The 12,781-nt window shown below is 38.5% G+C and carries 11 protein-coding genes; all 11 read right to left on the bottom strand.

The features are described 5' to 3' along the window. Positions 1-10: 10 nt before the first annotated feature. On the bottom strand, positions 11-670 hold the full coding sequence (locus tag IS446_RS14675; RefSeq protein WP_203061514.1) for an HAD family hydrolase: 660 nt from the start codon (positions 668-670) through the stop codon (positions 11-13). Further along, on the bottom strand, positions 654-1,625 hold the full coding sequence (locus IS446_RS14670) for an ATP-grasp domain-containing protein (protein ID WP_203061513.1): 972 nt from the start codon (positions 1,623-1,625) through the stop codon (positions 654-656). The genes IS446_RS14675 and IS446_RS14670 overlap by 17 nt, the downstream gene beginning before the upstream one ends. Positions 1,626-1,638: 13 nt before the next feature. Then, the gene (locus IS446_RS14665; protein ID WP_203061512.1) at positions 1,639-2,682 is read right to left on the bottom strand and encodes a glycosyltransferase; all 1,044 of its coding nucleotides are present in this window, start codon (positions 2,680-2,682) and stop codon (positions 1,639-1,641) included. Beyond that, positions 2,679-3,296 carry a sugar transferase gene (locus IS446_RS14660; RefSeq protein WP_203061511.1) on the bottom strand — a complete coding sequence of 206 codons (618 nt, stop codon included), beginning with the start codon at positions 3,294-3,296 and terminating at the stop codon, positions 2,679-2,681. The genes IS446_RS14665 and IS446_RS14660 overlap by 4 nt, the downstream gene beginning before the upstream one ends. A gap of 176 nt (positions 3,297-3,472) precedes the next feature. After that, positions 3,473-4,696, bottom strand: coding sequence for a glycosyltransferase family 4 protein (locus IS446_RS14655; protein WP_203061510.1), 1,224 nt, complete (start codon positions 4,694-4,696; stop codon positions 3,473-3,475). Positions 4,697-5,085: 389 nt separating this feature from the next. Continuing rightward, on the bottom strand, positions 5,086-6,237 hold the full coding sequence (locus tag IS446_RS14650) for a glycosyltransferase family 4 protein (protein WP_203061509.1): 1,152 nt from the start codon (positions 6,235-6,237) through the stop codon (positions 5,086-5,088). Then, on the bottom strand, positions 6,234-7,127 hold the full coding sequence (locus tag IS446_RS14645; RefSeq protein ID WP_203061508.1) for a glycosyltransferase family 2 protein: 894 nt from the start codon (positions 7,125-7,127) through the stop codon (positions 6,234-6,236). The genes IS446_RS14650 and IS446_RS14645 overlap by 4 nt, the downstream gene beginning before the upstream one ends. A 205-nt stretch (positions 7,128-7,332) precedes the next feature. Continuing rightward, complete coding sequence (locus IS446_RS14640; protein WP_203061507.1) at positions 7,333-8,511, bottom strand: glycosyltransferase; 1,179 nt, start codon at positions 8,509-8,511, stop codon at positions 7,333-7,335. After that, on the bottom strand, positions 8,508-9,218 hold the full coding sequence (locus IS446_RS15605) for a CatB-related O-acetyltransferase (protein WP_394370975.1): 711 nt from the start codon (positions 9,216-9,218) through the stop codon (positions 8,508-8,510). The genes IS446_RS14640 and IS446_RS15605 overlap by 4 nt, the downstream gene beginning before the upstream one ends. 228 nt (positions 9,219-9,446) lie before the next feature. Then, positions 9,447-10,640: an O-antigen ligase family protein gene (locus IS446_RS14630; protein ID WP_203061506.1), complete on the bottom strand. Its 1,194-nt coding sequence runs from the start codon at positions 10,638-10,640 to the stop codon at positions 9,447-9,449. 445 nt (positions 10,641-11,085) lie between these two features. Next, positions 11,086-12,567 (bottom strand): hypothetical protein, encoded by a 1,482-nt coding sequence (locus IS446_RS14625; RefSeq protein WP_203061505.1) that lies wholly within the window; start codon positions 12,565-12,567, stop codon positions 11,086-11,088. Between the last annotated feature and the right edge of the window lie 214 nt (positions 12,568-12,781).

Below are 12,781 nucleotides of genomic sequence, written 5' to 3'. Positions count from 1 at the left end.
AGGATTTTGTTCAAGAACTGATTTTGAACACGGAGAGATCAGTGACCCAGAATTTAGGCATATAATTCTCACTTTGTAGAGGAATGTATTGTGGGTGAATGTGGCTCCCGTTATCTAAAATGCCTATGGTTTGCCAACCAAGATCATTGGGGTGATAGAAGTCTTTTCTGGGATTATCGGCAATATAGGTGAATGCATGACCGGGAAACTTTTCCTGTAGTACATTGAAGTTGTGAACGTCCTTTTTATCATGTCCTGTGGCCTCAGAAATAATTATGAAATCCAACAGGTCGTTAAGTCCTAAGGCCTTGATCTTGTTAGTCTGTGTGATTACTCTGCCATCGGTGATCACCCCGGCCTTACCACCTGCTGCCTGTATCGAAATAACCAGTTCCTGCGGAATTTTAGTAATTCCTACTGAAGGTTTATGTTGGCGATATTTTGAGAGGAGATCATTTTTGTACCTCCCATGGGTTTCCTCTAAAAAGCCGAAGACATCCCGTTGTTCTTTAAACTTTTGAAACATGTTGAGATACAGGTTCTCCCAGTTTTCCGGTTGAATTTCTTTAGCAATTTCAGTAAATGCAGACCGTACAAAGTTAACCTCCTTATATAAGGTATCATCCAGATCAAAGGCTATCACAGAATTATGGTTAATCTTTATAGTCATGTACAAGAACTTCATGATCATAGCGAAGCATCAGTAGTCCGGACTCCCACGAATTGAACTGATCTGAAATCTCTTCATTTAACAAGTACTCATGCAGGATCCAACCCGGAAAATTGCCCCCGGCTAAATAGGAGAGGGGGAAGCCACCCCCAAACCGGGCATTGATCTCATTTCCTATAATTCTTCCGGTATTTTTGTTTACGAAGAATTGAGCGGTAAGACAACCTTTGGCTCCTGGGATCACCTCCAGTTTATTGCGGATTTCTTTTTCCAGATGGTTCCTTTCTGTAACTCCCTTATTCACCTCCCCATCCCTTACCGCGATTCGCTTTCTAGGGATCGCACACCGTAACCTGTGAGTTTTATCATAATACAGGTCGCAGGTGAATTCATCATGGGTATCGTGGTCAACATACTCTAAAAACATGTTCTTTTCATTGTTGAGATGTTTTGGTAAAAGTTCAGATGGCTTGCGAATAAGGTAGGTGCCAACGCTTCTGCTACCATCATATGGCTTGATGAACAAAGGAAATTTAAGGTTATCCTTGGCATAGGTCTCAGCAGTGTCAATCCAATGATCGCTAAAGAATTGATGTATCTTTCTCTTATCCCTTGTAATATCGACCAGTTGAGCATCTGAGACCAGGGGAATAATATTATTGGAAATAAAATCTTTACAGTGTTTGGCTAATAGCAGCAGTTCGGTATCAATAGTAGGTATGATCAATTTAATATGGGCTTCCATACAATTTCGAACAAGTACTTTACAGTAATCAGGCGAATCTAAACGCGGAACCTTGAAATAGTCATCTGCGATTTGGCATGCAGCTGATAACTCAGGAGCTGCATCACAGCAATATATCTTTACAGGGAAAGGCATTTTTGCTGCCTCCTTTTGAAAAGCCCTGACCAAAGATACCCGCTTTCCAGCCGATGTAATGAGTATGTTCTTCATGTGCTATATAGATTTAAAAAAGGGAATAGATCTGCATTGCAGGGCGGTAAAGAAATCGGAAGGTATTCATGAATGGTGCTATGAGTTGCTCTTTATTGAATACATAGGTTAAAAATTTAAAACCAAAACCATTGTAGTCTTTTCCAATAAAATTATTCAATGGATAGGCATTGATGGCCTTGAATCCATTTAGTTTGGTTTTAAAGGAATTAACCGGAAGATTTGATTTCATGAGACGTACGAGCATGAAAAAGACCATTGACTCTTGTTTGGATTTTATACGATCTCTGCAGGCTTTTGTCTCAGGATCGTTTCCAGAGATCTTCTGAAGTAATTTATCGAATACATAGGTGGCATCTTCAATATCCTGAATGAGCTTGTTGTAATGTGAAGGCTCTTTACTGGTCATCGCCGAGTTAGGCATGATCACATGTCGGTAAACGTCTATGGAACAATAGCAAAGTTTACGACATTCAAGAAAAATGGTAGGGGTTAGAATAACATCTTCCATCCATTTACCTTCAATGAATCGTATACCACTTTCTACAAGGAATTTACGATTTATGAGATACCACCAGACCTCATTGTGGTACTTAAATTTTGCGATGAACTCTTTTCCCGAATACATTTCCGGATTATTAATTCCTTCTTGATGGTCTTTAACAGGCGTTACTTCGTTACCCGATCTTGTTTTCTCATGTTGAAAGCATAGGATCTCCGGGTTTAGGTCTGTAGCGAGTTTTAAAAGGTATTTATAGCAATTACGGGTAACATAATCGTCGGGATCAACAAAGTGTATATATTCACCCGCAGCTATATCCATTCCAGTATTACGAGCAGCTCCCGCACCCCCGTTTTCACGGGTGATCACTTTAATATGTTTGTATTTACCGGCATATGTATTGGCTATGTCAAGCGTGTTGTCTGTAGAGGAGTCGTTAACAATAATGATCTCATACTCGTCTTCAGACAGTTCCTGATCTAACAGACTATCAAGGCATCTTCCCAATAATTTTTCCTGATTATAGGTGGGCAGTACAATACTTAACTTCATCATATATCTACTTTTTTACTACCTGTAAATTTTTCCATTGTTGCATGAGTCGGTGAAGAAACATCACTGGTTTTTACCAATTTCTTGAGGGTCATCATAAAGATCTTAAGATCCAGTTTGAATGAAATATGGTCAACATACCAAACATCCATATCCAATTTGGTGTCCCAGTCAATAGCATTTCGTCCGTTTACCTGGGCCCATCCGGTAATTCCAGGTTTAACATCGTGTCTTTTCTTTTGATGATTATTGTATAAGGGCAAATATTCTGGTAATAAAGGTCTGGGCCCTACAAGACTCATTTCTCCTTTGAGTACATTAAGAAGTTGTGGGATCTCATCAAGAGAATACTTCCTTAGTAAATTTCCAATTGGGGTTATTCGTTCTGCATCACTTAACAACTCACCATTTTTATCCTTTTTGTTGTTCATTGTCCTGAATTTTTTTATCCGAAAGATCTTTCCGTTTTTCCCGGGACGGGATTGGGAAAAGAGTGCAGGTTCATTAGAAAACAAACTCAAAAAGATATACACGATCATAAAAATAGGAATAAGGGGGATCATGATCATGGTCGCAAGGATAAGGTCAAAAAATCTTTTTCCGTAGTTCTTGTACATAGCGACTGGAGTTCGGTATAAGAATCATTGCTAAAATAGAAGCATTATAAAAGTGGTTTCACTAAAATAGATGAAGCGCCTAAAATTCTGATTATCAGGATTTATAGGCTTCTTTTGATAAGAGGGGTAATCTTAATTTAATTTATCAGGTGATAACAATGCGTATGACCGGTAAATCAGGGGGTAACCGCAGTCATATCTGTCATATCGAGGCTATCAACCACCTTAGCGAATTTTGTACACAAGATATCCTGGTCATACTCTTCCAGGGCCAGTCTTCTTGAATTTATACCCATTTCTATGCAAAGTTGAGGTCGATCCTTTAGATAATGGATCTTGTTGGCGAGATCGGACGGATCTAATGGATCGGCATATAGTCCACATTTATTTTCCTCTACCAGAGATTTTGTCCAACCGTTAGAGTTTACTATGATCGGTTTTCCAGCAGATAGCGAATCAAAAAGTTTGTTTGGACTATTAGTCGCTAAAATAGGCAGGTTCATGAACGTTACCAGCGTAACGTCTGCCAGGTTCACGATCTCAGACAAGATGTTCATGGGAAAATTGCCCAGGAAATGTACGTTGGTTAACTTCCGTTCCTCACATTGGTCCTTGAATTCCTGTTCAGCACCACCACCACCGGAAAATAGGAACTCGATATCTCTCTCATCCTTTAATATTTCTGCCGCATCCAGAATGTAATCGAGGCCATTAGCCAAGCCAAGAGCTCCGAAATAGGTTACTTTAAAGCTATTTTTCTGCAGTCCCAAACGTTCAATGAGCCCGCTATCTTTTTCCCTTGGCCAGAAGGCATCTGGTTTTGACATATTTGGGATCATGGTTACCTTGTCTTCAGGTATTCCTGTAGATAGCACACCATCTTTCATTCCTGGGGAAAGTGCTATGATATGTTTTGCTCTTTTATAGATCTTATATTCCAACCACTGCGCAAGTTTTATGGCCTGTTTGTTTTGGAGTCCTCCCATTTGTATTGGTACTTCCGGCCATAGATCCCTCACTTCGAATAAATAGGGTATGCCTTTAAAAATACTGCCTGCCAACGCGGGTATGCCCACCGTAAGTGGCGTAGAGGTGGCAATGATAAGATCGAACTTACCAGAAGTTAGCACATGCTTTGTTGTGATCAATGCAAATTTTATAAAAGCGATAAAACGTTGTTTAATTGGCATGGATCCATGGTAAGGAATATTCAGGTATATAACGTCGATCCCGTCAATGTTTACCTTGCCCTTGCTTGCATTCTTGGGTACAGTGGCACTTGATGTGAGCATAGTAACCTCATGACCATGTTCGATTAATTTTCTGCTTATCCAGTAAGATCGTGTGCCACCCGGTTCTTTAGGGGTGATGAAGTATTGGTGGATGTAAAGAATTCTCATTAGGGCAATCTTGTTTTATCGGGTTGGGGGGGTGAAAGCCGTGCTATTTTTATAAAAAAATAGAAATTAGGTCTTCATGATATTAGAACGGTATTTCTTAATTATATATCAATAGGAAACTTAAATTTTGCTAATCACCTCATTAAATAAAATTCCACAAGAGCAAGGTATATGAAAGTAAATTCTGTAAGTAATTATTTAGCTGTATTAGAGTAAATTATGGATGAATATCTTATTCGTTTCATAATGATTGTAAAATTATTCAGGAGATAACTCTTAGGTCCTGGAGTTGAAATATAGTAGTAGCTAATATGATGTCTTGATTAGCAAAAAAAATGGTCAATGGAGAATGGATATCACCGGCCTATCTAACGGGATTCAATTAGTTGCTATTGTTTTGATACACTTGTATGTGACCCAACTGCTTTTTGATAGATTTCGAGATAAACCTTTCTAATCTCTTTCCAGTCAAATCGCTTAAAGTTGATCTTTGTAAGATCAAGGTCATTATAGTTCTTGTTAACTTGATGTATAGCTTGGGCAATAGAAGCTACCGAGAAGGCATTTGCATGTGCTCCTATATCAAAGTCAAACATTCCATCGACTCCCTCATTTTTAGTGTAAATAACAGGTAAACCTTGTGTCAACGCTTCTATATAGACCAGACCAAAGGTTTCACTCTTACTAACCATGATAAACACATCTGCACTGCGAAGGCGATCTTTTAGGTGATCTTTTTCGTAAATGGCGCCTTGGTAAGAAAGGTAATCCAGTTGTTGAACCAATTTTAGTACTTCTTTTTCTTCAGAGCCACCCCCACCGATCAGGTCAAGCCTGAGGTTGGGTATCTTATCCCGTAGATCTGAAACAGCTTTGATAAGGCTAAGTACATTCTTATTTTCATTGAATTTTCCGATATATACTAAATTGAACCTCTCGGGATCAAGAGTTTTTTTTAATACGATGTTATCCAGCCAGAAAGGGTCTATACCATTAGGTACTACTATTCCTTTATCCTGAACTTCCTGTCCTAGCTTTAGTTTTGGAAGATGTCTTATAAATGAAGATTTAAGGGCTTCACTTATGAAAACCAGTTGTTGTGCATTCTTAATAATTTCCCTGGCGAGACCATAAAGGTCCTTTCGGTATTTGAGAAACAAGTTCATATCTGTTGCTCTAACCGTAATGATATAGGGTATTTTATACGCTTTAAAGATTTTGAAGGCGAGTGCTCCATCGCTAAACAAGGTAGTGGCATGAACCAGATCAAATTGTTCCTGGTGGAGTAATGGAGTTAGGTCTTTGAGTAAATAACTTACCTTACGCCTAAAAAAGACTCTATGCAGAGGAGAAAGTTTTCTTGAGCAGACGAGTTCCAATGACGAACTTGATGCGAGATCTTTTGCTTTTTTTACCTGTTGTTCTCGCCTTATAGGGAAGAAAACAGTTTGATCTATTTCACAGGCAAGCGAACGGTATAGGTTACTGTGTACCATACTGCCGGAGAAATCGTTACAGAGGTGCAGGCAGTGGATCTTCATTTAATCGCCTTATTAAATCGTCCTGAAAATAGCTTGAGGTAAAGCTCAGGAAATAATACTTTCATTTTACCTATGATCAAAACAAATGGGTACCTGTAAGGAAAGAATCTTTTTACGAATTTCAGACGGGATCTGAAATCGAATCCTAAGGGGGAATAAAGGTATTCTTTCCTGCCTTCCAGATCCTTGGTCACGAAGATCGCGTATTTATCTTTGTGGTCATTTTCGCATATGCCGCAATATTCGGGCATCACCAAAACCGGTACGTTATGTTCTATTGCCGTAAGGGAATAATCATAATCTGCAACCCCATGGGCATAACCACTTCTAAGTATACCTATGGTTTTGGTTACATCATGTGGAACCATCATAATGTTTGCATTAGCAAGTTCACATGACTGGTAGCTTCCATTGGGCGCTAAGCGCCTTTGGGTGTATAGAAATCGATTTAGGATCTTAGAACCGCTATAGGTTAATTTATTATGAATTGCACTTTTTGTCGCTCCTACATAAATACCTGGTCTTTTCTCGATCTTAAGACAATCTTTATGCCCCTGCAAAAGCAGATTTAATGCTTGAGAATCCAAAAGGGTATCGTCGTTAAGTAAAAGGTAGAGATCAAATTTACACTTCATGGCTTCTTTCCAGGCCATTCGCATACCCTCTGCCCAAAAGAGCTCTCCATTACCCTGGATGATCTTCACATCAGGAAATCTGGCTCGTATTGCCTCGACACTACCATCGGTACAGCCATCATCTGTTACGAAAACAGAAAGTTCATGAGGAAGATCGGTTGTTGCAGCGCTGTGATAAAGCGCTTCAAGACAGGACAGGGTTTTTTCTTTCCTATTGTGAATGGTAAGTAAAGCGGCAACCTTGTACATAGGCATAGTCATTCTTGGGTGAATCCTTCCAGAAATTTAAATGTTTTGCACTTAAACATGTTTTTAGTTTCGTTTAACTGTTCTAATACTAGACATTTTGTATAATATTAAAAGGTGTTGTAATGGGGTTTAGAAAAAAAAATATTATGATCTATTCACCGAGGACTTTATTTAATACTGTGAAGTTCTTGATGTTATAAAGGAGTGTATGTTATGCCTTAATTAAGAGTCTCCATACCTTCAGTGTTCTATGCTTTAAACGGTCCAGACTCATATTCGTTGCTATGGTAATAGCGTCTTTTAATTCTATGTATCGCAGAAAATAAAGGATCTTATTGACCTTGTTGGTCTTGAATTTACTATCGACTTTTATGGTTGTATCGTATAGGTAGATGTCATTACCAGTATTTTCCAGCATGATATTCATTTCCGGTGGTCTTAATTGAAGGCCATATGATTTGACGATCTTGAAAGGATATTTCGCTGATGATAGTAAGTATTTACTTTTTACCTGGGACAACGATTTTGTGGCATACAGATCTGGTTCCAGATCAGGGAAGTTTGGTTGAAGGAAATGAGAAGTATAGGTGTTCTCAAAAAAACTGTCATAAATCGATTTAGATTGATCCAGGTTTACAAACTTGAACTCTTTTTTAGATGCCATTAATAAAGGAACCTGAAATTTATTACTGGATGCACTAATGTGCGTCCCGGCTTCATTAAAATTAGTGGAAAGTGAGATCTTGGGATACAGAAAGTATTTGTTTTGATCGAGCATATAGCACAGGAAAATCTTTAACCAGGATTTTTCAGACCACCTACTTACATTTTCCGGAAGCCGGTCAAAAAACTTTTCCGGATCATTACTGTTTAACCAATTTCTGAAAGATGACCATTGATCGAATGTCCAGGCCTGACCCCATGAGCTGGGAAATTGAAGAAACCAATTATCAAAACCATCTTCTATTAAGGTGAAGGGTACTCTGGCATGAATATGTAATTGATGGTTGTATAAGGAGATACCGGACAATGCTTCCTTAGCTCGGCTAAAATCAAGGGCCTGGCAGGCATACGAATAGAATAGGGGAGAGACATATAAGTCGTCTTCCAAAATGACCACGCTGCCGAATTTCTCACTTAGGTCTCCACACTGCAGGATATGTTCTTTTAAACCCAGATTGCGATCTCTGGTAACCACCTTTTTTGTACCGAAGGCCCATTGGTAATCATCGGCGATCTGAACGGTTCTCTGATTATCTTCTTTAAAGTCAATACTGATGACCAGACTCACTTCAGTATCCGGATAAAAAGCCTTTTCAATACTATTTAACAGTCGCTGTAGAGATGCAGGTCTGTTGTAGGTGACAACAATGATTGCGGGTACATTCATATTTTAGACTGATACTTGTTCATGAGAAGACTGATATTTTCAAAATTGGGTTGATTCTCGATCAACCAATCCTCAGGTTTATCCCACCATTTTAACTTTGTAAGAAATTCTATTTCTTCACTTGTGAACCTGGATTTTATAAACTTAGCAGGGATGCCTCCATAGACCGAATAGGGAGGAATATCTTTTGTAACCAGAGAACGGGCTGCTATGATTGCACCATCACCAATTTTTACGCCTTCGATGATCGAAACCTCTGCTCCTATCCAGACATCGTTTCCGATAATGATACTGAACTTTTCTTCAGGTTCAGGGAGAGGAGCAAAATCTTTGAAAGTTTGTGTTTTTGTATAGGTAAATCCTGCTTGTTTTAGTGTAGAAAAAAAGGCAGGGTGAGTAGATACAAAATCACGTGTAGGATGTTGGCCAAAGATACATTTTATATCCGGGCCAAGAGAGCAATACTTGCCGATCCTGGTATTCGAAAGTCTTGAATTTTCAGAGATATAACTGCCTAAACCTAATTGAGAATTAGAGAAATATACGTTCTTCTTCAACCTGTTCTTTCCTTCAAATGTTGAAGAAAATCCGATATATGTATTTTTTTCAAGGATCACCTTTTTTTTGAACCTGACCATGACCTTATAGAGCTCTTGCATTAAGAAGCGTAAAGGGCCAATACGGAGAACGAGCAGCTTTAGGTTCATTATTTTTGCTTTTACATTCGTTATGGGATGAAAAGGATTTTTATAGGCTAATTCTAAAATACAGGAAAAACTTACATTAATAATTGATTTGAATTAAGTATTAGATGAATGTTCTGTTTACTGTGATGACATTCAATATTTTACAAAGAGATTCTGACACTTTTGAGTGATGTGCAGATGAGTTTTTAAAAGCTGTGAATGTCCAAATTAGCCGAAGGCCGTATCGGATCATCGGACTGCAATTTCATGGTTCTCCATAATTTTAAGCCCCTTCAACCAACCATGTACAAGACAGAAAACACAAAAGAAATCAAAGGCGCCATTCATGATAGGCTCAAGAAATAATATGCTGTATGATGTTACAAAAAAACCAAGGCTTAAATAGATCACTCGGTTATCATGAAGATTATTAGTAATGAAATTGGCCCATAATTTCAGAGATTGAATGGTAAACAAAATAAGGATCCCTAAAGGAAGCAGTCCGTTTTCTCTGGCAACATCCAACCAGAAGTTATGTGCAAAACCAAATTCAGAAAGCTTCCATCCCAGAGGATGCTCAATAAGGTTTTCGACCGAACTCATCCAGCGTTCCGTTCTGCCCCCGGCACTTTGGGCATTATCACTATCCTGTAATCTTTGCCCCAATACCGATAAATAATCTGAGTTCAGGTCTATGTATATATAATCAATCATATATACCGCCGCGATGAGCATTAGTATCAGACTTAGAGTTTTAACACCAATACTTGATTTATTGAAGAACAGGAAGAATGCCAGTAGTGAAGTGATAAAAAAAACCATAAGTAAGGTACGACTACCTATTCTGAATGTACATAGCATAGCAAGCACAAAAATGAGCAGAGCAGCTATGTTGAAGAGATACTTCGAATACTGCTTTTTTGTATATAAGAAAGCGAGTATAAGCATCTGAAAAGCAAATGGAATCGCTATAAGTGTTGCCTTCTCAATCTTTCCATTCCAAAAATTGGGAATATCACGGGAGAACTGGACAAACCCTCCATTTAGAATATTCTTACCTATCGATAGGATCGGAGTGATCGAATAAAAGGTAGCAATTAGAAAGAACAGGATGTAGAAAGCATCGCGATCAAATACTCCGGCTCCCATGTTCTTACCCAGAAGATAAAAGGTCCATGGAAACGTAAGATAAATGATGATATATTGTATGCCTTGTTCGGGATTCAAGGCATAGAATGCACCATATACCACAGAAAAGAGTAAAAGCGTCCAGAACATGGTATCTCCTGTTATAGCTGCGATTAGATTTGGTTGTAATACCACCCATAAAACAAGTAAATAGCCAAATACAAAACCAAACCCAAAAGGATTGATCAAAAACATGGACAGTATCGCCAAGGCAACAAGATCAGTCTTACGGAGGGAACTTATAAACCGTTGCATAATGCTACTTTTTTAAATTTTGGAGGCGTTCCAGAATCGTGTTCAATTCGTTCACCCCCGACAGCTATAGGTAGAACAAAATATTAATCAAATCATTTAGGAAATTACTTAACGGCCATAGAATATATTGAATTAAAATAGGCTAGATGAAAATTACGGTCAATAGGCGAGATCATTAGATGTATAACCAAATTAGAAGGAGCATTTACGGTACAGGACCGACACGTTTTTTTTTACATAATGGGGTGTGCACATATGTACACATACAGGAATGGATAAGAGTAATGGTTCTTTATAACTTCATAGGAGTTTAGGCTATAGTGTTATCGATGTTGCACTTATTTCAGCAAAAGGGTAGATGTTGGAGAGTGGCATGCTCCAATAAAAAAAAGGCCACTTGGAACCATAGTTCCAGGTGACCTTTTTTAAATAGATAGGTACTAATTTAGTATTTCAGAGGCTGATTGCTTAGTAAAGCATAGTTTCTTGCCATGATCGCGATCTGAAGCGTTTTGTTAAATGTTGTGTTTCTTCTTACGTCGTAATAATCCTGTAATTTTTTTTGAACACTTGTGCTGTGACCTCCAAGTCTGAACCATCCTTCATTAAAACTGTTGTCGTCCTGTGAACCTGATCCATCAAGATAGAAAGGGTATGGTCCAGCGGTCTTATACATTTTATCTTCGAAAGTTCTGATAAGTTTGTTCAGTTCGGTTTCTGTAAAATCGTTTAGTCCAATTTCACGGCTTTCAAAGAAAAGTGCAACTTCTGCATTCGCATGTGAAATATCATTGAAGTTAGGATTGCTTGAATGAGACTTCCAAAGTAGGTGAGTGTCTGTAGATCCGGCTTCAATCAGCGGTTTGATAGACACATAGCTGTCTGAATTTGCATAGAAGAAATCCTGATAAACTTTTTGATATTTAGAATTTCCGGTAATATAATACAGGTCCATTCCCATTCTTGCCCAGTGGCTAGCCATGTGTGTTCTGCTTCTGTAAATATTAGCCATTCCTCTGCTTTCCCACTTTTCCCAGATATGAACTTCCATAAACTGAAGGAGATCTTCATATCTCTGCTGATAACTTTGTTCTGCACGAATGTCAGTAGCATCATGTAACGTTCTAACTAAGCTCGAAACCATTCTAAATCCGTGAGCTTCACCAAGAGAAACTTCGTCTTCGGGCCAGCTGGCCTTGTCAGTGTTGCACCAACCTAAATAGGAGTCCTTATAAGAACTGTTTGGTAAAGAACTTGAAACTTGGGCATTGGCAATTTTAGCCTCCACATATTCCAATGCACGATCAAGATACTTTCTGTCACCGGTTACCTTGAACATAGTAGTATTGGCATCAATAGCATATGCTAACATATAGATGTCAAACGGAGAACCACTATCTGCCTTTGGCAAATAATAGGAGTATTCTGCATTCCATGCATTGTCAAATTCACTAATCCAGTGATCAATATTATAGAGTCCTGTAAGATCTTGGGATCCAACTGTTCCTGCATCCGGTTCGGTTGTGTCAGGAGGAGTAGTGGCTTGTTCTTCTTCTTCAGCATCTGGAGTAGTCTGATCCATGGCCTCTTCATCTGTCCAGGATTCGTCTTCAATGATCTCTGAGTGTTTTGGATTATCAACATGATCAGGAAGTCTTACAGGCTTAGGAGCACGCTCCTTAGTTTCCTCTACTTTTTTACCATTGGTAAATACCTTTTTATCTCCTTCAGTGGTATAGACGATAGCATGTTTGTCTCCATTCTCCTCCTCGTAATAAATGGTAGCTGCTATATATTCATCAACCTCCTCGGTATTTGTATTCTGATCCTCTAGGAAAAGTTCTTCCTGGTCGCTAGAACAGGCGATAAGAAAATTTAAAATAAGCGCAATAATCATCACTGGCTGAAATTTTTTCAGTCTCTTCATGGTAACTTTGGGTTTAAGATTTGGCTCTCGCTAAACTATTTAAAATCAAGAACCTTGCAATGAACTGTTTGTTTTTTTCGATGAAATGCACCATTTAACATTTGATGTCGATTATGCACTTCATTCATTGTGGTTTCCAAGATAGTTATACGCTCAAATGCGTGGTTTAGACGTTGAATGGTCGTTATTTAACAGTTTTTAAGATTTAAAAGTA

It is taken from the genome of Robertkochia sediminum, assembly GCF_016786255.1.
Taxonomy (GTDB): Bacteria; Bacteroidota; Bacteroidia; order Flavobacteriales; family Flavobacteriaceae; genus Robertkochia; species Robertkochia sediminum.
Note: the sequence above shows the minus strand (reverse complement) of the source record. Positions and strands in the feature narration are given on the sequence as shown.

Bases quoted from the DNA above. Each gene is read 5' to 3' on its own strand.
- IS446_RS14675 (WP_203061514.1), bottom strand. From the start codon at position 670: ATGACTATAAAGATTAACCATAATTCTGTGATAGCCTTTGATCTGGAT.
- IS446_RS14670 (WP_203061513.1), bottom strand. From the start codon at position 1,625: ATGAAGAACATACTCATTACATCGGCTGGAAAGCGGGTATCTTTGGTC.
- IS446_RS14665 (WP_203061512.1), bottom strand. From the start codon at position 2,682: ATGATGAAGTTAAGTATTGTACTGCCCACCTATAATCAGGAAAAATTA.
- IS446_RS14660 (WP_203061511.1), bottom strand. From the start codon at position 3,296: ATGTACAAGAACTACGGAAAAAGATTTTTTGACCTTATCCTTGCGACC.
- IS446_RS14655 (WP_203061510.1), bottom strand. From the start codon at position 4,696: ATGAGAATTCTTTACATCCACCAATACTTCATCACCCCTAAAGAACCG.
- IS446_RS14650 (WP_203061509.1), bottom strand. From the start codon at position 6,237: ATGAAGATCCACTGCCTGCACCTCTGTAACGATTTCTCCGGCAGTATG.
- IS446_RS14645 (WP_203061508.1), bottom strand. From the start codon at position 7,127: ATGCCTATGTACAAGGTTGCCGCTTTACTTACCATTCACAATAGGAAA.
- IS446_RS14640 (WP_203061507.1), bottom strand. From the start codon at position 8,511: ATGAATGTACCCGCAATCATTGTTGTCACCTACAACAGACCTGCATCT.
- IS446_RS15605 (WP_394370975.1), bottom strand. From the start codon at position 9,218: ATGAACCTAAAGCTGCTCGTTCTCCGTATTGGCCCTTTACGCTTCTTA.
- IS446_RS14630 (WP_203061506.1), bottom strand. From the start codon at position 10,640: ATGCAACGGTTTATAAGTTCCCTCCGTAAGACTGATCTTGTTGCCTTG.
- IS446_RS14625 (WP_203061505.1), bottom strand. From the start codon at position 12,567: ATGAAGAGACTGAAAAAATTTCAGCCAGTGATGATTATTGCGCTTATT.